The following is a 20771-nucleotide window of genomic DNA, read 5'->3' on the forward strand; positions in this document are numbered from 1 at the left end:
ACCAAAACCAGTGGAAATAACACCAGCAAAGGCTGCACAAAATTTGAAACCAGCCAAAAACACCAAACCAATGCCACAGGGGCGGCACGATCCGGCAAATTCAACCAATTACATACATAATCGGTATCAACAAACTTGGCACACTATTGAGTTCTCAAACAACAGACACACCCGGCACCACCCAAACCAAACATTCAGGATCGCTCCGGAGCAACTTTTCAAACTTACCGGCTTTCAAAGAACTTTGCAAATCAGCGTTTCCGCGACCCGCGTCCCTCTCAACCGGTCCCCCACCCGTTTCCGGCACCCAAACGGGCCACCAGATTTTGGTCTTTGTTTTAGGGGTTTGGCCGCCCGCGGTAACCAGCTCTTCGCTGTCTCCCTCGCGGCGACTCAGAAAACAATACACCCCCACCCACCCCACCGCAACCCGGCCCCACCACCCCACCAAAACCCCGGAAACACGCGCCAAAACCACCCACCAACCCACCCAGACAACCACCCGCCGTCGAAATACTTCCTGTGTCCTGCAGCACAGTGGACGCCGGCCGTTCCGGCTGTGGGTTAACGCAAGAAAGGGCCGGCAACCGTGATGGTTGCCGGCCCTTTCCAAGCAGCTGGTATCAGCCTTGCGAGATTACCAGGAAGACTTGGTGATGCCCGGAAGTTCGCCCTTGTGGGCCATGTCGCGGAAGCGGACACGGGAGATGCCGAACTTCTGGAAGGTGCCACGGGGACGGCCATCGATGATGTCGCGGTTACGCAGACGGATCGGGGACGCGTTGCGGGGCAGCTTCTGCAGGCCCAGGCGGGCTGCTTCGCGTGCTTCGTCGGTTGCGTTTTCGTCAACCAGGGTCTTCTTCAGTTCGAGGCGCTTGGCAGCGTAACGCTCAACGATGACCTTGCGCTGCTCGTTGCGAGCAATCTTGGACTTCTTAGCCATGTTTAGCGCTCCTCTCGGAATTCGACGTGCTGGCGGATCTTGGGGTCGTACTTCTTCAGGACCAGACGGTCCGGGTCGTTACGACGGTTCTTGCGGGTTACGTAGGTGTAACCCGTGCCCGCGGTCGACTTGAGCTTGATGATCGGACGTACGTCCTTGTCCTTTGCCATTAGAGCTTCACCCCACGAGCCAGGATTTCGGCGACGACTGCGTCGATGCCGCGTACGTCGATGGTCTTGATGCCACGAGCAGAGACCTGCAGCGTGACGTTACGGCGCAGGGACGGAACCCAGTAGCGCTTCTTCTGGATGTTCGGATCGAACCGGCGCTTGTTGCGACGGTGCGAGTGCGAAATGCTGTGCCCAAAGCCCGGCTCGGCCCCGGTCACTTGGCAGTGTGCTGCCATGACTTCTCCTCAAGAATTGAATGTAATGATCCGCATATCTGCTGCTGGACCATGCTGCTAAGGGCGACCCAAAAATAAAAAGGGCGAACGGTTAGTCACGCAACTTGAGCCCCTAACTACCGGCCACCCTGGAGAAAATACCGGGCAACCGGAGCAATTGCGCACGCTCCGCGCACTTAGCGCCTACCAAGTCTACGAGTTCGCGCAATTAAAGACCAATCCGGGGGAACTGGGTGTATAAGCAGGGCCCGACCGCGGCACCTTCCCGACCGCCTAGAGCCGGGTCAGCCGGGGGTACTTGGGCGAGAGGTTGTCTCCCGAGGATTTGCCTGTGACGCGGCGGACCACCCACGGGCCGGCGTATTCACGGAACCACTGGGCGTTGGCGCGGAGCGCTTCAGCGCCCTTCAGCTCCGGCACTGGCGTCATGGGCGGGATGTCAATGGAGTGGTCGTATTTGAGCACTTCCATGACCCGCTTGGCCATGTTGGCGTGCCCGGCTGCGGACATGTGCATGCGGTCCTTCGCCCACATGCCCCAGTCGTAGTACTCGCTAAAGCGCCAGTAGTCCACCAGCAGGGCCCCGTGATCACCTGCGATGCCGCGGACCAACTCGTTGTAGATGGCTGTGCGGCCGCGCATCGTGCCGAAAACCTTGGAGCCGCGGGCATCGAATCCAGTGAACGTCAGCACTGTGGCGCCGGTGGCAGCCAGCTTGCGGATGCCGTCGTCGTACTCTGCCAGCAGGTCGTCGATGTCGATCCGGGGGCGCAGGATGTCGTTGGCACCCGCGTAGATGCTCACCAGGGTGGGTTTGAGCTCGACGGCGGCGTCCACCTGCTCGGCCAGGATCTGCCGGAGTTTCCTGCCGCGGATGGCTAGGTTGGCGTAGCCGAATCCTGGGTCCGCGGCACTAAGCTGCTCTGCCACACGGTCAGCCCAGCCCCGGGCGCCGTTGGGACGGGTGGGATCGTCGTCGCCCACGCCTTCGGTGAAGGAGTCGCCAAGGGCCACGAACCGGGAGGTGAAATCCATAGCGGCTAGTTTGCCATCCGTTGCCGGGAGCAACCAACCGGACGGGAGGCGTAGGTGCGGGTCCCTAGCTTTCGCGCAGGATCCAATGGTCCGCGTCCAGGCGGCCCACGACTTTTTCGCCGATCCGGGCGAGGTCCAGGACGTCCTGCTCGGTCAAGGCGTCAAGGAAGAGGTTGCGTACCGACTCCACGTGGTCCGGCGCCAGGCCGACGATGGTGGCCATGCCTTCCTCCGTGAGGTGGGCGATAGTGACCCGGGCGTCGTGGGGGTGCGGCCGGCGCTCCACCCATCCGCGCTTCTGCAGCTTGGTCACCACGTGGGAAAGCCGGGACAGGGACGCGCTGCTCCGGGCCGCGAGCTCGCTCATGGGCAGGAACCGCTCGTCCGCCTCCGAAAGCATTGCCAGAACGGTGTAGTCGAAGAGCGAAAGCTTCCCGGCAGCGTGCAGTTTTGTGTCCAGGGCTGCGGGCAGCAGGGTGTTGATGCTCACCAGGGCGAGCCAGGCACGTCGTTCATCGGGGTTGAGCCACCGCGGTTCGGTCATTCCCATATTCTACGATTGATCCTTCAAGCTTCGCCGCCCCCGGCCGGGTTCCGGTGCTGCAGGCCCCCGGTAGGCTATGGCGCATGTATGTTGTCTCCCTGACCTACCGGGTTCCGCAGGACATCGTCGATTTCCACAATGATGCGCACATCAGCTGGCTGCAGAGAGCCTTCGACGACGGCGTCTTCATCGCCGCCGGCCGGAAGGTTCCCCGGACCGGGGGCCTGCTGCTTTCCCGGGCGGACCGTGTCACGCTGGACGCCAGCCTGGCGCAGGACCCGTTCTACACCAATGGCGTGGCCGACTTCGAAGTGGTGGAGTTCCACGCCGGCCGGGTGGCGCCGGGCTTCGAGAACCTCCTGGACAGTTAGGCGCCTTCTGCGGCTGCAGCGTTTTCTGCCGCCACCTTCTTCAGCCCGCCTTTCCTGGGGACTTTGACCGGTTCGGGCCAGCGCGGGCTCAGTTGGCCCCCCAGGGTGACGCCCCGCAGTTTGCGTCCGAAGAGCGGCAGGACCCAGTCATTCACCCAGCGGCGCTGGCGCCGCTCCCATTCCCGCAGGGTAAGTCGGGTTGGCGGTTGCCAGTCCTTGGGCCTGATTTTGTGCGGGACTCCCAGCTGGTCCAGTACCTGCCCGGCCAGGTACTTGTGTCCGGCCTTTGACATGTGGAGCCGGTCCGAGTCCCACATCCGGCGGTCGTGGAAGGCGTCGAGGCACCAGTAATCCACCAGGACCGCCCCGTACTTGGCGGCAATTTCCCGGACCCGTTCGTTGTAAAAGGAGTTGCGCCTCTTCAGCGGCTCGAGCAGCGCCGACACTTTGACGTCGAAGCCCGTGAACAGCACAAGGGTGGCCCCAGTTCCCGCCAGCTGACGGACGAACTCCTCATAGTCAGCCATCAGCACAGCCATGTCTGTCTTCAGGTCGAGGATGTCGTTGCCGCCGGCATAGAGGGTGACCAGCGTCGGCCTCATCCGCAGTGCCGGTTCCAACTGCTCATCGATGATGTGCCGGAGCCGCTTGCTGCGGATGGCCAGGTTCGCGTACTTCCACCCGGGCTGTGCCTTGGCGAGTTTCTCTGCCACCCGGTCAGCCCAGCCCCGCACCCCGTTGGGCAGCCGCTCGTCCCGGTCCCCCACACCCTCGGTGAACGAGTCCCCGAGGGCAACGAACACCCGCCGCCCGGAGTCAGGAAGCAAAGGTTCACGCACCACAGCGCCAACCTAGCCACCGAAAGAAAAGGAAGTACGACGCCGGGATTAACAGTAAGTGAGCGAGCGTCGGGTTTACGCCGCCAAACGTGAGCGCGCGTCCGGGTTTTAGCCGCCAGAAGTGAGCGGGCGTTTGGCGACGTGCAGATCAAGCCGGCGCGCACTTTTGCGTAGGAGCGCATCGCCGACTGGAGCGCAGTGGAGGCCGTTCGCGGCCGGAACGGAGAGTAGGGAGGAAGGGCGGACCCGAGGGCCCCGAACTGAGCTTGCGAAGTTTGGGAAGGGTCCAACCGCTAAGCGACGGCAAGCCGGCAGTCACGGTGACCCAACCAGGCGGAAGGGCTTACCCTTCGGCTTTGCCCTGCCTCCAGTACCCCATGAACGCAACCTGCTTCCGGTCGATGCCCACGTCGCGGACGAGGTACCGGCGCATGTCCTTGATGACGGCTGCTTCGCCGGCGATCCACGCGTAGAAAGGCATGGCGCCCGCCGGCATGCCCGGGTTCTTGGTGGCAATGATCTCCGACGTTTCCATCCGGGAAGGGGTCTCCCAGAGGATGTCCACGTCCACGTTGACGTCTTCGGGCTCGGGCCCGGCTCCGCCGTCCACTTCTTTGATCCCCACCCAGCCGGGTACGGGAACGGCTTTGCGGACGGCTTCCTGCAGCAGTTCGCCGTGCGGCCGGGACCGTCCGATCTGCGCACCGCGCGCCAGCCAGGTGATTTCGACGTCGGCGGGTGAGGTGAGTTCCAGGAAGTCGCCCGCCTCGGGGACTTCGAGGAAGGCGTGGCCGGTCATGTACTCCGGGAGGCTTTGCAGGATGGCGGAGATGGCCGGGACAGCTGTTTCGTCGCCGGCAAGGAGGATCCGCTGGGCCAGGCCCGGCCGCCATTCGATGCCCGAGTAGATTTCGGCGGTGACGCAGTGCGCGGCGCGGTTGTTCGGGCCGATGATGGTGATGGCGTCCCCGGGCTTGGCGTTGAGGGCCCAGTTGGCAGCCGGACCGCCGTGGCCGTGGTCATCGAAATGCATGACGAAATCGACGTCGATCTCCGGGTACACCGCGTCAAGCCGGGCCTGCCGCACCGTGTAGGTGCGCATTGATCCACGGACGGCGGGGTCCATCTCCAGCCATTCGCGGTACCATCCCGCCTCGGCCATTTCGAAGACCGGCAGCGGAATTTGCGTGCCGTCAGCGGCGAGGGACGGGATCATGAGTTTGATCCGGAGGTCCAGGGTGTCCCCGTGGACGCCGAAGTCCCGCAGCGAGTAGCCGCCAAACGTGATCCTGCGGAAGTTGGGGCTGAGTTCCTGGACCGAGGAGACGGTGACCTCGAACGCCAGGGTCATCGGCTCTGTATTCATGGACTGCGCGTTCATCGGCTTGGCGGACGCAGCATTTCGGGTCTTCATGAAACAAGCTCCAGTTCGGTGGGGACGTGGTGGCGGCCGATGGGGATGATCAGGGGCGTTCCGGACACGGGGTCGGGGATGACGCGGGAGTCGAGGTTGAAGACATTGCGGACCAGGCTTTCGGTGACTACCTCACGCGGCTTGCCCACGGCCACCACGGCGCCGGCCTTCATGGCGATGACGTTGTCCGCATACCGGGCGGCGAGGTTGAGGTCATGCAGGACGATTGCCACGGTGGTGCCGCGCTTGCGGTTCAGGTCCGTCACGAGGTCCAGGACCTCCACCTGGTGGGCGAGGTCCAGGTAGGTGGTGGGCTCGTCCAGCAGCAGGACGTCGGTTTCCTGGGCGAGGGCCATGGCGATCCACACCCGCTGCCGCTGCCCGCCGGAAAGTTCGTCCACGTCGCGCCCGGCGAGGGCCAGCGTCTCGGTTGCTTCCAACGCGCGCTGCACGGCGGCGTCGTCCTGGTCGCTCCAGCTGCGGAAGAAGCCCTGGTGCGGGTAGCGGCCGCGGCCCACCAGGTCGCGGACCGTGATGCCGTCCGGGGCGGTGGGGTGCTGTGGGAGGAGGCCAAGGGTGCGTGCCAGCTCCCGGGCAGGACGGGCGTGAATGTCCTTCCCGTCCAGCGTGACGGCGCCTGACGCGGGTTTGAGGAGCCGGGACAGGCCGCGGAGCAGCGTGGACTTCCCACAGGCATTCGCGCCCACGATCATGGTCACCTTGCCCTCGGGGATTTCCACGCTGAGGCCGTCCACCACGCAGCGCTGGTCGTATTTCAGCGTCAGGTCCTTGGCATTGAGAACAGCCACGTCAGGCATCCTTTCGGTTGGCCGCGACCAGGAGCCACAGCAGGAAGGGGGCGCCGAGCGCGCCGGTGATGACGCCGACCGGCAGGACGGTGCCGTCCAGCAGCAGCGGGGCAAGGTTGGCGGCGAAGTAGTCGGCCGCGAGGACGATGAGCGCTCCCACCAGGGCCGACGCCGGGAGGCTGGCTTTGCCGGTGAAGCGGCGGGCTATGGGCCCGGCGAGGAAGGCGACGAAAGCGACCGGGCCGGCTGCCGCCGTCGCGACGGCCGCAAGCGTGACGGCGATGATCACCAGGGCGAGGCGGGACGCGTTGACTGGGACACCCAGGCCTGCGGCGGCATCGTCCCCGAGTTCAAGGATCCGCAGCGGCCCGGCGATGACGGCCACCGCGGGGATAAGGACCACAAGGGCGAAAAACAAGACACCTGCGCGGTCCCAGTTGGCGGAGTTCAGGGACCCGTTCAGCCAGACGAGGGCGTCGGCGGCGGTGCGGATATCGGCCCGGGTCATCAGGAAGTTGACCACCGCGTGGAGTGCGGCCGCGATGCCCACGCCGGCGAGGACCAGCCGGTTGCCGGCGGCGCTGCCGCGGCTGGTTCCGCGCAGGGCTCCTCCAGCGGAGATTGCGTAGATGAGTGCGGCCACAGCCAGGGCACCGGCAAGGGCCGCGCCGGAGACCACGGCGCCTGACGCGCCGAAAACGACGATGGCGAAGACGGCGGCGGCGCTGGCACCGTAGCTGATGCCGATGACGTCGGGGCTGGCCAGCGGGTTGCGGAGCATTGTCTGGAACAGCGCACCGGCGAGGCCGAACGCGAGGCCGATCATGGTGCCGATGACTGCCCGGGGAAGCTTGTTTTCCATGACGATGAAGCTGGCACCGGGAATTTTTTCCCCGCCCGTCAGGTGCGCAACCAGGATCTTGAAGAAGTCCGGGATTGTGACGGTGTAGCTGCCGAGCAGGACGTACACCGCAAACAGGAGGACGACGCCGGCGGCCAGCACGGCGGTCCGATTCAGGCGCAGGCTGCCGCGGCGTTGCTCCATCTGGGTGAGGGTCACAGTCCGGCCCCTTTCCCCCGGCGGATCAGCCAGACGAACACGGGTGCACCCACCAAAGCGGTCATGATGCCGGCGGGAACTTCACCGGGGAGCAGCACAACCCGGCCGATGATGTCGGCCGCGAGCAGCAGCACGGGGGCGGCCACCAGGGAGAACGGCAGGATCCACCGGTAGTCGGGCCCGGTGAGGAACCGGACAGCGTGCGGAACCACCAGGCCGACGAAGGCGATCGGCCCGGCAAGGGCGGTGGCCGTTCCACACAGCAGGACGATGCCCAGGGCAGTGACAGCACGGGCCAGGCCCACGCGCTGGCCGAGGCCGCGGGCAATGTCGTCGCCGAGGGCCAGGCTGTTGAGGATGCGTCCGGTCAGGAGCACAATGGCGGCGCCCACGGCGAGGAAGGGTATCCCGGGCAGAACGACGGACCAGTCACGGCCAGCCACGCCGCCCACCTGCCAGAAGCGGAAGCGGTCCAGGGTGTCCTGGCTGGACACCAGGATGACGTTCATCAGCGAGTACAGTCCCGCGCTGAGTGCGGCGCCGGCCAGCGCCAGCTTCACGGGCGTGGCACCGTCCCGGCCAAGGGCAGCGATGAGGTACACCACGACGGCGGCAACCGCCGCGCCAATGAAGGCGAACCAGATGTAGCCGGAGAAGGTGGCGACGCCGAAGACGTAGATGCCGGTCACCACTGCCAGGGCGGCTCCGGCGTTAACGCCGATGATGCCGGGATCGGCGAGCGGGTTGCGGGCGACGCCCTGCATGGCCGCGCCGGCAAGGCCCAGCGCACCGCCGGCAAGGAGGCCGAGCACGGTGCGGGGGATCCGGGCGTGGACTACTGCATGATCCCCGTTTGCGGGATCAAAGGAGGTCAGCGCCTCCAACGCGATGCCGAGGGGAATGGCGCGGGCGCCGATGGCCAGGGACGCCCCGGCCAGGATGGCCAGCACGACGACGGCGGCCAGCAGCCAGGCGGCCCGCTTTCCTCCGGAAGCGGGGCCGCGGGAGGGACCCTTCGGTCCTTTCCCCTGCACCGCAGTGCCGGCGTCCCCTCCCGGGGAGGCCGCCGTCGTCGTACTGTGCGTCACGGAGCGGTGCTTACTTCACTGCATCCGCCGCGGTGGCCAGCTGCGGCAGGAACGTGTCCAGCGACCACGGCAGGCTCAGCGGGGAGGCAGCGGAGATGGACAGCGTCAGCGTGTTGTCCGGATCTGCAACCAGGGCGCCGTTCTTGATGGCGGGGATCTGGCTCAGCAGCGGGTCGGCCTTGATGGCGTCCGCGGTGGAGGAGTCCGGAACCCAGGTCACGAAAACGTCGGATTCGAGCTCATTGGCCTTCTCGGCAGACCACGGGATGAAGAACTCCTTGGAATCCTTGGAGTTTTCCTCCACCACGGGGGCAAGCGTCATACCGATTTCGGAGAGGAACCGGGGACGGTTGTCGTTGGCCGTGTAGACGTTGACGCCGTCACCCTTGGCCGGCTCCAGGTTGCCGTAGATGAAGCTCTTGCCTTCGATCTGCGGGTACTTGGAGACCTTCTCCTTGATGGTGGCCTCGGTGTCGGAGATGAGCTTGGTGGCTTCGGCGTCCTTGCCGAGGGCCTTGCCGATGATGGAGGTGGAGTCCTGCCAGGAGGTGCCGTAGGCCAGCTCCGGATGGGCAACAACCGGTGCGATCTCGGTCAGCTTCTTGTAGTCCTCCTCGGTCAGGCCCGAGTAGGCGGCCAGGATGACGTCCGGGGTGAGCTTTGCAATCTCGGTGAAGTTGATGCCGTCAGCCTCGGAGTACTGGACGGGGGCCTTGTCCGAGCCGAAGCCGGCGCCGAGCTCCTCGAGGGCTGCGTCCTTCCAGGGGGTGGAGCCCTGCTCGTTGCCGCCCCACTCATTCTTGGGGACACCGACGGGAACAACGCCCAGGGCAATGGCGACGTCGTCATTGACCCAGGAGACGGTGGCTACACGGGTGGGCTGCTTCTCAATGATGGTTTCACCGAATGCATGTTCGATGGTGACCGGGAACTGCGAGCTGCTGGAGCTGGAAGTGCCGGCGTCCGTGGTGGAGGACGCGGGGCCGGTGGAGCAGGCCGAGAGGGTGAGCGCCGCTGCGGCCAGAACGGCCGTCGCCTTGCCGGCTGATTTGAACAGCGTGCGGCGTGTGGCACCAAGGCCTGTGAAGAGGGGGGAAGTCACGGAACTCCTTAAGTGAACGATGCGAACTTAAGTAAGGCTAGCCTACCCTGTGCTGCATTACGCAACGTTTACGTATCTTATTCCCCAACGTGATGAAGGACACAAGGACTGACGCGTGTCGCTGCCTTGGACAGGCGGTGCCTCTTTTGGCAGGATGACACTGCTGGTTCCGTACATGGCCAACCAGCCGGCAGAAGAGATGGGAACCACGGAGAAATGTGCACGCGGAGGGCCTTGAGGGCCGCGGCTGCCACGGGAAGCGGGGCGGCCGCTTTGGCCTGCTCCGCGGGGAATGACTGACCCCTTGTTTCCCTGACCCACGTCGGGTCCCATCTCTTACGAAAGCACAGCCATGCAATCAGTCACGCCCCAACAGATCCGGGCATCCTTCATTAATGCCAGCCGCTCCGAGGCGGCCAAACTCAACCTGCCCAAGGATTTCGACTCCCTTGACTGGGACAACCTCGAGTTCCTGGGCTGGCGGGACGGGAAGATGCCCCTCCGCGGGTACCTGGTAGTCCCCGACACTAAAGGCCTGACCGGCATCATGTTGCGTGCCCCCGAAAGCGGCGCCCGGAAGAACCGCTCAGTGCTCTGCGAGCTCTGCCGGGACGTCTTTTCCAAGGAGGACGTACTCCTCTGGGTGGCCAGGCGCGCCGGCCAGTCCGGACGCGACGGCAACACGGTGGGCACCCTTATTTGCGCAGACTTCCTGTGCTGCGGCAACGTGCGCAAGGAACCGCCGGCCAACGAGATCAATCCGGACCCGGCCGCCGTCGTCCTCCGCCAGATTGAAGGCCTCAAGGACCGCGCCGCCCAATTCCTGGCCCGCGTGCAGGGTCAGTAGTAGGCGCGCAGGCCAGCCCTGCAGGCGGAAACCCTCCCCCAAGTGGAGGAGGGCTTCCCCGCCTGCCGGTCAGCGGTAGGAGAAGCTCATGAGCACGGACTTCAGGGCACGGCCTTCGGCACTCCAGTACCAGGCTTGTGCTGCCTCAGGACCCTCGAACCGCGGTTCATCGAACAGCACATCTGCGGTGAAAATGCGGTCGCCGATTCTGACAAGGCCGTATTGCACCTGCCCGTCCGGCGAGACGGGCGCTCCTGGTGTCAGGCCCATCCGGTAATGAGTAGCGCCATCAGTGCGATCAATAAAGAACGAAGAACTAGGCGTAGGAACAGAAGCGCCGATCAGTCCCGGCACCGGATCCGTCTCAATGATGTTCCTGGTGACGTTTCCGGCCGTGGCGTCACCGACCTGGCTGTAGTACACAGCGATCTGCTCCTTGCCGCTGGCGTCCAAGACGGTCGCCGTCTCCACGGCGGGGGACGCTGACACCTGCTCATGCTTCACGCTCCAGCCCGCAGGATAGGCAAACGACAGGCGGCCGTCCGCGAACGTGAAGGCTTCCGGTCCCGGGGGCACGGGGGACGAGGTGGCGGCGGGAACAATTGATGGATCGGGGCTCGTCGTGACCGTCGGGGCGGCCGGCGTTGCGGACGCCCCCCCGCTCGACGTGGCCGTTTGTGCGGAAGGCCCCGCGGTCTCCCCACTCCCCCCAGAAGTGCCTACCGCGCAGCCCGCGAGGGACAGCGCCGCCGCAGTGACCGCGGCCAGGAGGAAGAATGCTCGGTGTTGTGGGTGCATCGGAATGCCTTTCAAGATGACGCCATCGTCCTCTTGGGGACAGTGCGGAACCCCAGTTTGTCCGCAGTACCTGTGGGATTTACTCAGGCGAGGCGAGTTGGTAGAGCCAAGAGTGGCACAGCAAAAACACCTGCTTCTAGAGCCTGAACAATAAATCCATCAATTTGTTATATACGGTTTCGGATCAGCGCAGCACGATATCCACCGGGTTAGCCTCGGACCGCCAAGACCGCTCTTCACCGGGCCGGGGCGTGATCACCGGGGCTGTCAGGACGCCCGAACGGTTGGTGCGCCTGTCGCGGAGGATCTCGGTCACCGAGCCCAGGTGCCGGGACAGGTCGATCACGTTCTCCGGCGCGGCCAGCAGCAGCTGGAATCCGAACTCGTGCAGCGCCTTGATGCCGGCACCGGCGAATTCCTCGGAGGCCAGGACGAACGCCTCATCCATCATCACGGTGCCGTACGTGGTGAAGCCCTGTTCGGCGATGCCCAGCTGGTAGCTCAGGGCGGCGGCCATGATGAACGCGGTAAAGCGCTGCCGCTCGCCGCCGGACATGGAGCCCGTGTCCGCATGCATGAAGACGTCGGTCTTCTTGCCCGCCTTTTTGCCCGACGGCGCGCCGGTCACCTCACGGTGCTCCTTGCACTGGATGAACAGGTGTCCGCGGACGTCCAGCACCTCGGCCCGCCAGCGCCGGTCTTCCGGCGCCTGCGAGCCCAACCGCTTCACCAGCGTCTCCAGCGACTTGTAGCGCGCGGTGAGCTCGTCGTCGTCGTTCTTTTCCGCTCCCGCGGCATCGGAACGGGAAGGCCGGGTGTGGCGGGCCTTGAGCGCGTTCTGGATGGCGTCCTTGAACTGCTTGGCCGTGGGCGGCAGGGTCTGCTTGATATCCAATTCCAGGTAGCTGCCCTCATGGAAGTTCACCTGCGACAGGATGCCGTTGAGGGGCAGGATCCGGCTGGTGATGGAGCGGCGTTCCTCGTCCAGGAGGTGCAGCAGGGTGCTGAAGGACTCGTGCGTGCGCTGGTTGAAGAACTGCCGAAACTCCGCCTCCTGCGCCGGCAGCCCGTCGCTGACAATAGCGTGGTACCGGCTTTCGAACTCGCTGGCGGCGCCGATGGTGGTGCCATGGTCGGCGGAGATGGCACTCCCCCAGTCCCGCACGAAGCCCTCGAAGATCCGCGTCAGCCGCTCGGCGGTGGCCTGGCCCCGGGACTCGGCAGCATGCAGCTCCGCCAGCAGCGCCGTCCGCACCCGGTTGGCCAGGTTGTCCAGTTCGTGCATTTCAGCCACGTCGCCAAAGTCGGCGAAGCGCGGTTCCAGCGCGGCAACCGTGGCGTCCGACGGCGGCGCCTGGGCCAGGCGTTCACGTGCGCCTTCCAGCAGGGAATCGGCAGCGGTCAGCTGACGGTCCAGGGCCTTGTACTCGCTCTGCAGGACCGCGGCAGCCTCGGTGCTGGACTGGTGCTTCTGCCGCACCTCCTCAATGGTGGCACGCAGCGGTTCAAGGTCCGCCTGGGCGGCGAGGGCGTCCTTGAGCCGCTGCTCAATGCGCGCCAGCTCATCCGCTGCCACCGCAGCTGACACCTGTTCCCAGGGGCGGTCGTCCTCCGCAATGCGGCGCAGGGCTTCAAGCTGGCGGCTCATGCCCTGGTGCGAATCCTCACGGCTTTGCGCGAGTTCGGCGGCCTTGGCCACCTCTTGCCGGAGATCCTCCACCTGGCCGGCCACGAGTTCCAGCTTGGCGGCGTTGTCGAAGCCCAGGACATAATCCTGCCGGCTGGTGAAGCGGTCGTCCTTCTCCACGGTGTGGCGGTTGCGCTTGACCACGCCACCCAGGCTCAGGCCCTTGTCCAGGCCGGCCAGTTCGTCCGGATCCTCCACGCAGGGGTAGGCGAAGTCGAGTGCGATCCGTTCACGGATCCAGGCTCCGGCCTCAGCAGCCGCACCCGTGGCGAGGATGTCCAGCTTGGTGAGCAGGTCGCCGTCGCGCACGTCCTCCACGGCCAGTGCGCCGCCGGCCAGCGGCTTGGAGACATCCACTGCCCGCAACGCGCCGCGCACCTTGTTGTCATTCAGGTACCGCGTGACGGCGGCGAAGTGCTTGCCCGGAACCAGCAGCGTGGTGGCGAGGCTGCGGAGCGCACGTTCAGCAGCTGGCCGCCAACGCTCCTCCCCCTCAGCCAGGTCCATCAGCTCACCCGCGAACGGCATCCGCTCTTCCGGGATGCCGGTGGCGGCAGCAATCGCGGAACGGTTTTCAATGCTCGACGGCGGAAGCAGGGACTTGCGCGTCTTCAGCGAGACAAGTTCCTGCTCAGCCGCTGCCAGCTCGCGCTTCTTCGTCGCTTGGGCGTCGAAGGCCTCGAACCGCAGCTCCTGGAGGGCCTGCGAATCGTCCTTCAGCTCGGCCGACCGCGCCGCTGCCTGCTCATGCGCCTGCTCCCAGCCCCCGGCCGTCCACTCGAGCCGCAGCCCGGCGTCGGCGAGCGCCTGCTGGGCCGATCCTTCCACTTGCTGGCGGAGCTTCAGCCCCACCCGGGCGTTTTCAAGCGACTGCTCAATCGCGGAAATCGCGTTGCCGCCCTGGCTGTTGTAGTCGGTCTCCAGCTGGCGCAGTTCCTTGGCCAGGCCGTCCCGGACCGCGCGCTCGGCCCCAAGCTCCTTGGCCTTCGCCTGTGCCAGCTCCTTGAACCGGGCCAGTGTCTTCTCGTGGACCGTGACAGCCAGCCGCTGCCGGTACGCCTCGAACTCCTCGCCGGCGAGCTCCCGCAGCCGGTTCGCGTCAAGGAGCGACTGCGCGTACTCGCGGTTCAGCCCGGGAACGGGAGCCAGCTGGTCGCGCTGCTGCCGCACGTCCTCCAGCCGCTGCCGGATGGACATCAGGTTGCTGAACTCCTCCACCACGTCGTCAGCGGCGGCAAGTGTGGCCGGCGCGTCCAGCACCTGGTCCCGGAAGAACGTGTTGACGCTGCCGCCCAGCCCCTTGCCCGCCTGGATGACGCGCAGGAGCGGAAGCGCCTGGTCCGAGTTGATCCCCAGCAGCCGGCGGAAGCGCTCGGCGAAGGCCTTGTGCACGTCGAAAACCTGCGCGTGCGGGAAGGTCGTCTCCAGTACAGCCTTGGTGAACCGCTTGGCGGCGATGCCCTCCACGGCCTCCAGGTCCAGGGGCGTGCTGTCGATCAGGTAGAACCGGCCCACGCTGGACTCCGTGCCGTTCTTCGGCAGGTCGAACAGCGCCGAGACCGTCACCTTGGTGCCCGCGGCGTTGTCGAACGTCAGCGCGACGGCGGACCAGGTGGCACCCGGGCGCTGGAACGCACTCGCCGATCCCTCGCCCACGGCCTTGTCGCCCACCTTGCCGCGCATGTACGTGAATGTGGTCCGCTTGTCCTCCACGGCCCCGCCCGAACGCTGCGCCGCCGCCTCGTTGGACCGCGGCCGGGCATCGAACACCCGCAGCATGGCATCGAACAGGGTCGACTTTCCCACGCCTGAGTTGCCGGTGAGCAGCGTGCCGTCCCGGTCCACGTGCATCGTGTGCGCGCCGTGGAAGGTGCCCCAGTTGACCACCTGCACCAGCGCAAGCCGCATCTGGCCCGGGTTGGTCACCTCACCCATCGGAAGTATGCTCGCGATACTCACTGTCCTGACTCCTCCGTGGTCGTGGCTGGGGCCGACGACGGTGCTGCCGCCCCCGCCCCTTCGCCGGGCGGCCATCGTCCTGCGGACGATGCGCCCGGCTCCGACAGGCCCGATGCCACTCCCTGGGCGGCAGCACCGTCGTCGTCGCTCTTATCGTCGCCTTCGGAGTCGTCACCGTCCTCGGCAGCGTCCTCTTCCGCTTCCAGATCCAGGAGTGGTTCTGTTCCTGACTGGTCTGCTGATGCGGCCACCAAGGCTTCGATGTGGGCCGGGATGTCCCCGATGTTTTCGAACGGGAGGGCCAGGGGCAGGGCGTTGGAGATCGTGTAGACGTCGTCCAGGCCTGTGGGAAGCAGGAGCTGGCGGGCCAGTAGTTTGGTGATGGCACGGGTGACGACGTCGGAATCGCGGAGGGCGTCCTGCTGGCCGGCGGGCTGGTAGTGGGCCACGAGGTCGGCGATTTCCTCGCGGGTGATGGTGGGATCCGTCTGCGCCGTGACGTGCCGGTCCAGCAGCAGGCGCAGCCGGAGCAGCACGATGGTCTCCACCCGGCTCAGTGCGCGCTGCTGCCGCAGGATGCTTGAGCGGGCGCCGCCGCCGATCACCTCGGGGTCCACCGGGCGAAGGACCGCGATTTTGCGCTCGTGGTCAAGCTGCATGGCCAGGAACAGTTCGGACAGCCGGCTCCGCAGGATCACCTGGTTGTCCAGCAGCACGGTCCACAGCTTCTCGTCCCGGCCGCCGTCGATGTACGGGCCTTTCAGGAGCTTCACCAGCGCCTGCCGCACTTTCATGGACAGCACTCCAGTGTCCCCCGGGAACAGGGCAGCACCGTCAACAAAGGTGTCGCGGGGAGTGACGCCGCCGATAACCGGGCTGGTCGCAGTCCCGGCAGGCTCGGCTGCCGGAACCGCCGTCGTGCTGTCTTCAGTCATCGTCAATCCTTTGCGAGCGTGACCACGGGCAGGTAGGCCCTGCGGGTGGTGCCGTCTATCTGTTCAAAGTCCAGGCCGTCGATGGCTTCGCGGTCAAAGTTCGCGCCGTCGTGGAGGGCCTGGGAGAGGAGCGCCCGGATGGAGTTGATGTGCTGCTCCTCCGGCGGCAGGTTTTGCCACGCCTCGGCAAGGGTGGCGGCTCCTGCCATGGCGGAGCGGATGGCCTGGGGTTTGGCCTTGCCCGTCCGCACGGATCGCACCCTGTCCGAGTCGCTGAAGGCGATGGGGTCCGCGAGTTTGGGCGGAGCGGCGAACTCGTCCGGGTCGAAGAGCTTCACCATGGAGAGGGATTCGAAGCCCGCGTTGTAGAGCACCGGGCCGGGCACCAGTCCCGGGCGGTCGCGCTCGTAGGGCAGTGACCGGATGGCCTGCTCGGCCTCGCGCAGCACCTGGCGCAGGCGGATGGACTGGCGGAAGTCGTCGCTCTGGATGTAGGTGTTGAGGCTTTCGCTGAGTTTGCCGTAGATGCGCTGGATCTGGCTGTGCTGCTGGCGCAGTTCCGCCACCAGGTTCTTCAGGGTTTCGCGGTCCTCGGCGGAAAGGTCGTCGGCGAACTGCCGGCTCAGCACCTCGCCGATGGCCGAGCGGAACCGCAGCTGCTGCTGGGGATCCTCAAGGAAGGCCGTGAACGAGCGGAAGGTCCTGCCCTCCGGGCTCTGGCGGAGCCGCTTGTCCGCCTCCAGCACCTGGGCCATGGTGGCGCCCTTGGTCAGGGATTCCTCGATGATCTGGTTGCGCAGCTCGCCCACCAGCTCCTCGATCCGGTCACGCATCTTCTTGTAGTCCGCCGGCAGGCTCGCGGCGAGGTCAAGGATGTTGCCGGCGGCCTCCACCGCTTCGTCATCGTCCAGCAACCCGTCGAACTCGCCGCTGCTGATGTCCTGGATCAGCTGCTGGCGCTCCTCGATCTCCTCTTCAAGGGATTCAAGGCGGGCACTCTGGTCCGGGTTGGTCTCGTTGGCGAGCTTTTCCACGTCCCCCAGGAGGGTGCCCAGGCGGGAGCCGTTGAGGGTGGAGCGCTCACTGGACAGGCTGTCCAGGAAGGCGAGCACACGGGCGGCGGGCTCGGTAACTTCGTACACGATCTGGCCCGACTGGTTCCGGCGGGTCAGGAACTGGCGCCGCGTCCATTCGTCGCCGAAGGATTTGCCGTTGGCTCCGCCGCCCAGTCCGGGGTCCTGGCGGCGCAGCTCCTCGAGGAAGGAGTCGACGTCGGCGTGGAACTCCTCAAGCGGCAGCTGCGGACGGGTGCGGGTGAAGGATGCCTGCAGCACCGCGATCACCCAGGGCGCCGACCGCGTCAGGGCCCAGGCGGGCCCTTTGGTGAGGAGTTCGAGGTCCCGGAGCCGGGCGCTGATGGCGTCAGCGGATGACCTGGCGGAGCGGGGCACACACTCTCCTTGGGCTGTTTGCGGGGCGGGGGCGGGGGCAGGAACGGAAAACTGCCAGCTACAAGGTTAACCCAGCGGCCGCGACCCCTCCGTGACCTACTGCGCCGTAGGATTTCGATCCCATATCAACAGCGGTCTCCGCAGGCCGGGGCTCTGGCCCACCGCGAAGAAGTACCCCTACGCTTCTGCTACTGATCTTCGCCATCGCAACGCCGCAGCAGCAGGGGGATACATGCAGTTCGACCTAAGCACACTCGAAACCGGCACTCTGGTCTTTATCGGAACGCTGGTCTTCGCGTTCATCCTGGCAGCTTTCGTCCTAGCCGCAGGGCTGGCGGCCCTGGTGCTGCTGGGCGTCGGCAGGCTGGCATGGGTGATGGTTGTGAACTCGCTCCTGGCAGTGGTCCACGGCATCAACGCGGGTTGGGACCGCCTGATCAACCACGCGTCAACAGTGGACGTAGCCGGAGAACTCCAGGCCCAGTCCACCCCTAGCACCGGAACTTACCCGCGGGTAATATTGAGAGACAGCTAAAGGGTTCTCCAACCCGGCGGATCCATGGCTTCACCGGCCACTCCGGCCAAGGAGATAACCCATGACCTCCGCCACTGAATTCCCGTCCACAGACGCCCCCGCCGAGGAAACTCCCGTACCGGCCGGCCATATTGGCTCCGGCGCCACGTCCGCCGATGCCCGGGCCGTCGCAGAAGCCGCCCGCCAGACAGACTGGGACCGCCCCAGCTTCGCCAAGGGCCTCTATTTGGGCAGCTTCGACCTCAGCCTGGTCCATCCCTGGCCCACCCCGGACCCTGCGGACGTGGAGCGCGGCGAGGCGTTCATGGCCCGCCTGACTGGGTACGCGCGGACCATGGACGGCCGCATCATTGAGCGTGAGGCGAAGATTCCGGACGAATACATCCGGGACCTGGCCGATCTCGGCGTCTTCGGCATGAAAATCCCGCAGGAGTACGGCGGCCTGGGACTCTCCCTGGTGTACTACGGACGTGCACTCGCCCTGCTGGGCAGCGTGCATCCCAGCCTCGGAGCCCTGCTCTCGGCACACCAGTCCATCGGCGTGCCGGAGCCGGTCAAGGTGTTCGGCAGCCCGGAACAGAAACGGGAGTACCTGCCGCGCTGCGCGGCCGGTGCCATCACCGCGTTCCTCCTGACCGAGCCGGACGTGGGCAGCGACCCCGCCCGGATGGGCAGCACCGCAACGCCAACGGACGACGGCGAGGCGTACCTCCTGGACGGCGTGAAGCTCTGGACCACCAACGGGGTCATCGCGGAACTGGTGGTGGTGATGGCGGTAGTTCCGGCCTATACCGCCGCCGACGGAACCAGGCACAAGGGCGGGATCAGCGCCTTCGTGGTGGACATGGACTCACCCGGCATCACCGTGGAAAACCGGAACACCTTCATGGGCTTGCGCGGGATCGAAAACGGGGTCACCCGATTCCACCAGGTGCGCGTACCCGCGGCCAACCGGCTGGGGCGCGAAGGCCAGGGCCTGAAGATCGCGCTGACCACCCTTAATACGGGCCGGCTCTCCATCCCCGCGCTCTGCGTGGCGTCGGGGCGCTGGAGCCTGAAGATCGCCCGCGAATGGTCCAACGCGCGCACGCAATGGGGCAGGCCGGTGGGTGAACATGAGGCCGTGGGCAAGAAGGTTGCCTTCATCGCCGCCTCCGCGTTTGCCCTGGATGCCGTCTTTGAACTCTCTGCCGAACTCGCCGACGCCGGCCAGAAGGACGTGCGGATCGAAGCCGCCCTGGCCAAGCTGTGGGCAACGGAGATCAGCTGCCGGATCGCCGACGAACTGGTCCAGGTCCGGGGCGGGCGCGGCTTCGAGACAGCGGAGTCACTGGCAGCACGCGGCGAGCGGGCCGTACCGGCTGAGCAGCAGCTGCGGGACCTGCGCATCAACAGGATCTTCGAGGGATCCTCCGAGATCATGCGCCTGCTGATCGCCCGGGAAGCGGTGGACGCGCACCTTGCCGCAGCGGGCGACCTCGCGTCCATGGACGCGAGCCTGTCGGACAAAGCGAAGGCCGCCGTCGGCGCCTCGGGCTTTTACGCCAAGTGGCTGCCTAAACTCGTGGCCGGAGCCGGCATGGATCCGCGGTCCTACACGGAGTTCGGAAGGCTGGCCAAACAGTTGCGCTTCGTCGAGCGCTCGTCCCGCCGCCTGGCCCGGCAGACCTTTTACGGCATGGGCCGCTGGCAGGCCAAACTGGAGCGTAAACAGGCGTTCCTTGGCCGCGTGGTGGATATCGGTGCCGAGCTGTTCGCCATGACGGCCTGCTGCGTCCGCGCCGAAATGCTGCTGCAGACGGCTCCGGAGCGGGCCGCGAGCGCCTACGAGCTCGCCGAGGCGTACTGCGAGCAGGCACGGGTGCGCGTGGAGGAATACTTCGACCAGCTGTGGCGTAACACGGACGACGCCGACCACGGGCTCACGCGCAAGGTCCTCGCCGGGGACTACACGTGGCTGGAGGAAGGCGTCCTGGACCAGTCCGAAGGGACCGGACCATGGATCGCCGACGCCTCCCCAGGCCCCTCCAAAAAGGACAATCTGCACCGCCGGTACCGGTAAAACCGCAGGTCACAAAATAGTAAGCAGGCTTGCTATCGCTGTGCGTCAATGGTTGAGTTGAAGCATGAGCAGCTCAACTGACCCAGAGAACCTGCCTCCGCGGCGCGCCCGGGAGGACGACACCCCGAGCGGGAGCCACCGCACCGCAGACGCGGACAGCCAGAGCACCCGCTCCTTTGACCAGGTGCCGGCAACGGACGCCGCGCCGGCCTCCACGTATTCGGAGCGGCCTGCAGCCTATGCCGAGCGGGACTACACTCCTGCCGCCACTGCCCCGGCGGTGGATCCGAACCTCACTGACCAGCAGACCGCAGTGGCGCGGGAAAAGGAACAGTTCGGCGGAATCAAGGTGGGCTCAGCCTTCTTCGGCTGGCTCACCGCCACCGGCATGGCAGTCCTGCTGACCGCCCTGGTGGCAGCCGCGGGAACAGCAGTGGGCCTTGCCAGCAACACTGATGTCAACGAGGCAGTGAACCAGGCGGCACAAAACCAGGGCACGGTTGGACTGGTGGGCATCATCGTCCTGCTGGTGATCCTGTTCCTGTCCTACTACTGCGGCGGCTACGTGGCCGGGCGGATGGCCCGCTTCAACGGCGCCAAGCAGGGCCTGATGGTATGGATTTGGGCGCTGATCGTGGCGATCCTCGTATCCATCCTGGGCCTCGTGGCCGGCCAGCAGTTTAACGTGCTGGCCAACCTGAACAGCTTCCCCCGCATTCCCATCAATGAGGGCCAACTGACCACCACCAGCATCATCGCTGCCGTCGTGGTTGCCGCCGTTGCCCTGGTGGGTGCAGTCCTGGGCGGACTCGCCGGCATGAGGTTCCACCGCAAAGTGGACCGGGCCGGGTTCACGCCGGACAGCGACTACGACGACGAGTAATTC

At 65.9% G+C, this 20771-nt stretch carries 20 protein-coding genes; 5 read left to right on the plus strand and 15 right to left on the minus strand.

What is annotated here, in order from left to right:
- Positions 1–637: 637 nt before the first annotated feature.
- From rpsN to AC5RU7_RS08240, 5 genes are all read right to left on the minus strand, one after another.
- The gene (gene rpsN / locus AC5RU7_RS08220) at positions 638–943 is read right to left on the minus strand and encodes a 30S ribosomal protein S14 (RefSeq protein WP_009358853.1); all 306 of its coding nucleotides are present in this window, start codon (positions 941–943) and stop codon (positions 638–640) included.
- A 2-nt stretch (positions 944–945) separates the two neighbouring features.
- Positions 946–1113 carry a 50S ribosomal protein L33 gene (rpmG, locus tag AC5RU7_RS08225; protein WP_003798558.1) on the minus strand — a complete coding sequence of 56 codons (168 nt, stop codon included), beginning with the start codon at positions 1111–1113 and terminating at the stop codon, positions 946–948.
- Entirely contained in the window at positions 1113–1349 is a 237-nt protein-coding gene (gene rpmB, locus AC5RU7_RS08230) for a 50S ribosomal protein L28 (protein WP_009358852.1), read from the minus strand. The genes rpmG and rpmB overlap by 1 nt, the downstream gene beginning before the upstream one ends.
- A 273-nt stretch (positions 1350–1622) precedes the next feature.
- A complete protein-coding gene (locus tag AC5RU7_RS08235; RefSeq protein ID WP_494051845.1) occupies positions 1623–2384 on the minus strand; it encodes an SGNH/GDSL hydrolase family protein in 762 nt (253 codons plus the stop codon).
- A 64-nt stretch (positions 2385–2448) separates the two neighbouring features.
- Positions 2449–2928 (minus strand): MarR family winged helix-turn-helix transcriptional regulator, encoded by a 480-nt coding sequence (locus tag AC5RU7_RS08240; protein WP_494011584.1) that lies wholly within the window; start codon positions 2926–2928, stop codon positions 2449–2451.
- An 83-nt stretch (positions 2929–3011) separates the two neighbouring features.
- Here AC5RU7_RS08240 and AC5RU7_RS08245 point away from each other — a divergent pair, with 83 nt between their 5' ends.
- A complete protein-coding gene (locus AC5RU7_RS08245) occupies positions 3012–3299 on the plus strand; it encodes a YciI family protein (RefSeq protein WP_494051846.1) in 288 nt (95 codons plus the stop codon).
- Here AC5RU7_RS08245 and AC5RU7_RS08250 read toward each other — a convergent pair.
- The 6 genes from AC5RU7_RS08250 to AC5RU7_RS08275 form a co-directional block, all read right to left on the minus strand.
- A complete protein-coding gene (locus tag AC5RU7_RS08250) occupies positions 3296–4141 on the minus strand; it encodes an SGNH/GDSL hydrolase family protein (protein WP_494051847.1) in 846 nt (281 codons plus the stop codon). The genes AC5RU7_RS08245 and AC5RU7_RS08250 overlap by 4 nt on opposite strands.
- Before the next feature lie 340 nt (positions 4142–4481).
- Complete coding sequence (locus tag AC5RU7_RS08255) at positions 4482–5552, minus strand: siderophore-interacting protein (RefSeq protein ID WP_494011581.1); 1071 nt, start codon at positions 5550–5552, stop codon at positions 4482–4484.
- Positions 5549–6361 (minus strand): ABC transporter ATP-binding protein, encoded by an 813-nt coding sequence (locus tag AC5RU7_RS08260; RefSeq protein ID WP_494011580.1) that lies wholly within the window; start codon positions 6359–6361, stop codon positions 5549–5551. The genes AC5RU7_RS08255 and AC5RU7_RS08260 overlap by 4 nt, the downstream gene beginning before the upstream one ends.
- 1 nt (position 6362) lies before the next feature.
- Positions 6363–7406 carry a FecCD family ABC transporter permease gene (locus AC5RU7_RS08265; protein WP_494052010.1) on the minus strand — a complete coding sequence of 348 codons (1044 nt, stop codon included), beginning with the start codon at positions 7404–7406 and terminating at the stop codon, positions 6363–6365.
- An 11-nt stretch (positions 7407–7417) separates the two neighbouring features.
- On the minus strand, positions 7418–8509 hold the full coding sequence (locus tag AC5RU7_RS08270) for a FecCD family ABC transporter permease (protein WP_494051848.1): 1092 nt from the start codon (positions 8507–8509) through the stop codon (positions 7418–7420).
- A gap of 10 nt (positions 8510–8519) precedes the next feature.
- Positions 8520–9611 (minus strand): iron-siderophore ABC transporter substrate-binding protein, encoded by a 1092-nt coding sequence (locus tag AC5RU7_RS08275; RefSeq protein ID WP_494011578.1) that lies wholly within the window; start codon positions 9609–9611, stop codon positions 8520–8522.
- Positions 9612–9963: 352 nt separating this feature from the next.
- Here AC5RU7_RS08275 and AC5RU7_RS08280 point away from each other — a divergent pair, with 352 nt between their 5' ends.
- Complete coding sequence (locus AC5RU7_RS08280; protein WP_494051849.1) at positions 9964–10458, plus strand: FBP domain-containing protein; 495 nt, start codon at positions 9964–9966, stop codon at positions 10456–10458.
- 69 nt (positions 10459–10527) lie between these two features.
- Here the strand turns inward: AC5RU7_RS08280 and AC5RU7_RS08285 are convergent, their stop codons facing one another.
- The 4 genes from AC5RU7_RS08285 to AC5RU7_RS08300 form a co-directional block, all read right to left on the minus strand.
- A complete protein-coding gene (locus AC5RU7_RS08285) occupies positions 10528–10947 on the minus strand; it encodes a hypothetical protein (protein ID WP_494011576.1) in 420 nt (139 codons plus the stop codon).
- Between the two features lie 493 nt (positions 10948–11440).
- On the minus strand, positions 11441–14902 hold the full coding sequence (locus tag AC5RU7_RS08290) for an ATP-binding protein (protein ID WP_494051850.1): 3462 nt from the start codon (positions 14900–14902) through the stop codon (positions 11441–11443).
- Positions 14899–15837 (minus strand): DUF4194 domain-containing protein, encoded by a 939-nt coding sequence (locus AC5RU7_RS08295; RefSeq protein ID WP_494011574.1) that lies wholly within the window; start codon positions 15835–15837, stop codon positions 14899–14901. The genes AC5RU7_RS08290 and AC5RU7_RS08295 overlap by 4 nt, the downstream gene beginning before the upstream one ends.
- Positions 15838–15839: 2 nt before the next feature.
- Positions 15840–17288 carry a DUF3375 family protein gene (locus AC5RU7_RS08300; protein ID WP_494051851.1) on the minus strand — a complete coding sequence of 483 codons (1449 nt, stop codon included), beginning with the start codon at positions 17286–17288 and terminating at the stop codon, positions 15840–15842.
- Positions 17289–17520: 232 nt separating this feature from the next.
- Here AC5RU7_RS08300 and AC5RU7_RS08305 point away from each other — a divergent pair, with 232 nt between their 5' ends.
- The 3 genes from AC5RU7_RS08305 (at position 17521) to AC5RU7_RS08315 (ending at position 20768) form a co-directional block, all read left to right on the plus strand.
- The gene (locus AC5RU7_RS08305) at positions 17521–17823 is read left to right on the plus strand and encodes a hypothetical protein (RefSeq protein ID WP_494011572.1); all 303 of its coding nucleotides are present in this window, start codon (positions 17521–17523) and stop codon (positions 17821–17823) included.
- Positions 17824–17884: 61 nt separating this feature from the next.
- Positions 17885–19885, plus strand: coding sequence for an acyl-CoA dehydrogenase family protein (locus tag AC5RU7_RS08310; RefSeq protein WP_494051852.1), 2001 nt, complete (start codon positions 17885–17887; stop codon positions 19883–19885).
- A 64-nt stretch (positions 19886–19949) separates the two neighbouring features.
- Positions 19950–20768: a TIGR04086 family membrane protein gene (locus tag AC5RU7_RS08315; protein ID WP_494011570.1), complete on the plus strand. Its 819-nt coding sequence runs from the start codon at positions 19950–19952 to the stop codon at positions 20766–20768.
- The last annotated feature ends 3 nt before the right edge of the window (positions 20769–20771 follow it).

It is taken from the genome of Arthrobacter sp. K410C, assembly GCF_059090105.1.

Excerpts from the sequence above, each read along its gene's own strand:
- rpsN (WP_009358853.1), bottom strand. The coding sequence starts at position 943 with ATGGCTAAGAAGTCCAAGATTGCTCGCAACGAGCAGCGCAAGGTCATC.
- rpmG (WP_003798558.1), bottom strand. The coding sequence starts at position 1,113 with ATGGCAAAGGACAAGGACGTACGTCCGATCATCAAGCTCAAGTCGACC.
- rpmB (WP_009358852.1), bottom strand. The coding sequence starts at position 1,349 with ATGGCAGCACACTGCCAAGTGACCGGGGCCGAGCCGGGCTTTGGGCAC.
- AC5RU7_RS08235 (WP_494051845.1), bottom strand. The coding sequence starts at position 2,384 with ATGGATTTCACCTCCCGGTTCGTGGCCCTTGGCGACTCCTTCACCGAA.
- AC5RU7_RS08240 (WP_494011584.1), bottom strand. The coding sequence starts at position 2,928 with ATGACCGAACCGCGGTGGCTCAACCCCGATGAACGACGTGCCTGGCTC.
- AC5RU7_RS08245 (WP_494051846.1), top strand. The coding sequence starts at position 3,012 with ATGTATGTTGTCTCCCTGACCTACCGGGTTCCGCAGGACATCGTCGAT.
- AC5RU7_RS08255 (WP_494011581.1), bottom strand. The coding sequence starts at position 5,552 with ATGAAGACCCGAAATGCTGCGTCCGCCAAGCCGATGAACGCGCAGTCC.
- AC5RU7_RS08265 (WP_494052010.1), bottom strand. The coding sequence starts at position 7,406 with ATGGAGCAACGCCGCGGCAGCCTGCGCCTGAATCGGACCGCCGTGCTG.
- AC5RU7_RS08280 (WP_494051849.1), top strand. The coding sequence starts at position 9,964 with ATGCAATCAGTCACGCCCCAACAGATCCGGGCATCCTTCATTAATGCC.
- AC5RU7_RS08295 (WP_494011574.1), bottom strand. The coding sequence starts at position 15,837 with ATGACTGAAGACAGCACGACGGCGGTTCCGGCAGCCGAGCCTGCCGGG.
- AC5RU7_RS08305 (WP_494011572.1), top strand. The coding sequence starts at position 17,521 with ATGCAGTTCGACCTAAGCACACTCGAAACCGGCACTCTGGTCTTTATC.
- AC5RU7_RS08310 (WP_494051852.1), top strand. The coding sequence starts at position 17,885 with ATGACCTCCGCCACTGAATTCCCGTCCACAGACGCCCCCGCCGAGGAA.
- AC5RU7_RS08315 (WP_494011570.1), top strand. The coding sequence starts at position 19,950 with ATGAGCAGCTCAACTGACCCAGAGAACCTGCCTCCGCGGCGCGCCCGG.